Origin of the sequence: Aeromicrobium sp. Leaf272, assembly GCF_001422865.1 — a bacterium.
In the GTDB taxonomy this organism is placed as follows: domain Bacteria; phylum Actinomycetota; class Actinomycetes; order Propionibacteriales; family Nocardioidaceae; genus Aeromicrobium.
Genome location: NZ_LMMY01000011.1, coordinates 303,959 through 305,627, shown reverse-complemented (window position 1 = coordinate 305,627; position 1,669 = coordinate 303,959). Strand labels below are relative to the sequence as shown.

The 1,669-nt window shown below is 72.9% G+C and carries 3 protein-coding genes; all 3 read left to right on the top strand.

The genetic code is table 11. The features are described from left to right. A partial coding sequence (locus ASF38_RS08530) for a phosphotransferase (RefSeq protein ID WP_162237326.1) occupies window positions 1-571 on the top strand: 571 nt, incomplete at its 5' end. 17 nt (window positions 572-588) lie between these two features. Then, a complete protein-coding gene (aat, locus tag ASF38_RS08525; RefSeq protein WP_082480622.1) occupies window positions 589-1,278 on the top strand; it encodes a leucyl/phenylalanyl-tRNA--protein transferase in 690 nt (229 codons plus the stop codon). Window positions 1,279-1,363: 85 nt separating this feature from the next. Then, window positions 1,364-1,636 (top strand): HU family DNA-binding protein, encoded by a 273-nt coding sequence (locus ASF38_RS08520; RefSeq protein WP_200914486.1) that lies wholly within the window; start codon window positions 1,364-1,366, stop codon window positions 1,634-1,636. Window positions 1,637-1,669: the final 33 nt, after the last annotated feature.

Genomic DNA, 1,669 nt, shown 5'->3' with positions numbered 1-1,669 from the left:
CCGCCTCGCCGACCACCGCGACGACGTCCTCGCCACCGGCGTCCCGGACTGTGCCCCCGTCACCGTGCCCGACCGGTTCGACGCGCTCCTCGACCTGCTCCGGTCGGTGCCTGCGGACCACCCGTCCTTTGTCGATGCCGAGACCGCCGAGCGGCTGGCCGCGCGACGCGACGAGCTGGTGGAGGCCGTCGCCCGGCTGGCGACGTCGGCGATCCCCGTGACGGTCCAGCACGGCGACGTCCACCCCTGGAACGCCTTCGCCGACCTGCGCGTCTTCGACTTCGGCGACCTGCAGTGGGCGCACGCCCTCGAGGTCCTGAGCGTCCCGTACGGCTGGATCACCTCGCGTACCGACATCGCGTGGGACGAGGTCATGGCCACCTACGCCGAGATGTGGTCCGACGTGGCGAGCCCGCGTGACGTCGCCGAGCTGTACGCGGCCACGGCCTTCACCCAGGCCGTGAACCGCGCGCTCACCTGGTGGGAGTCCCTCGAGACCGCGACGCCCGAGGAGTGGACCGAGTGGGGCGACGCCCCGCGGCACCACCTGCTCCGGGTCCTGGAGGCCTGACCGATGGGCCCGGCCCGATGAGCCCGACACCCCTCCCGCGGTCGATGTGGGAGTTCCACCCCGACGAGTGGCCCGACGGCGACTGCGTGGCCGCGGGCGCCGACCTCGACCCGTCCACCGTGGTGGAGGCCTACCGGTGCGGGGCCTTCCCGATGCCCCACGACGACCGCCTCTACTGGTGGTCGCCGACGGAGCGCGGTGTCCTGGAGCCGTCGGCCCTGCGGGTGTCGCGGTCGTTGCGCCAGTCGGTCCGGCGCTACGAGGTCACCGTCGACACCGCCTTCGCCGAGGTCGTCGACGCGTGCGCCGACCCGAGCCGGCCCGGGGCGTGGATCGACCCGGGCGTCCGCGACGCGTACGTGCGCCTCCACGAGCTGGGCTGGGCCCACTCGGTCGAGACGCGCGACGACGACGGCGCGCTCGTGGGCGGGCTGTACGGCCTGTCGGTGGGGCGGCTGTTCGCGGGGGAGTCGATGTTCCACCGCGCCCGAGACGCCTCGAAGGTGGCCCTCGTCGCGCTGGTCGACCTGGTGGGGCCCGACGCCCTCGTCGACGTGCAGTGGTCCACCCCGCACCTGGAGTCGCTCGGCGTCGTCACGTGGCCGCGCGAGCGCTACCTCGACGCCCTCCCGGCGCTCGTGGACGCCCCCGGACCGGCCTGGGAGTCGCTCCGAGGCCCGATATCACGGGGACGAGGCACGCCGTAGGGCCCGGGGTGCCGCGGAATGTCGGTGTTTCCTCCCTAGACTGACAAGCGCACAACATCCGAATCTCCTAGGAGTCCCCGTGGCTATCTCCCGCAGCGACCTCGTCTCGGCTCTCGCCGAGAAGGCCGACACCACCAAGACGACCGCCGACGACGTGCTCAGCGCGCTCGCCGACGTTCTCATCGACGCCGTCAGCAAGGGCGAGAAGGTTGCCATCCCCGGCATCCTCTCGGTCGAGCGCGTCTCCCGTGCCGCGCGCACGGGCCGCAACCCCGCGACCGGCGAGACCATCGACATCCCCGCCGGCTTCGGCGTGAAGGTCAGCGCCGGCTCGAAGCTGAAGGCTGCCGCCAAGTGAGCTAGGGCGTGCACCGCACGCCCGGCAACGCCA

Excerpts from the sequence above, each read along its gene's own strand:
- aat (WP_082480622.1), top strand. The coding sequence starts at position 589 with ATGAGCCCGACACCCCTCCCGCGGTCGATGTGGGAGTTCCACCCCGAC.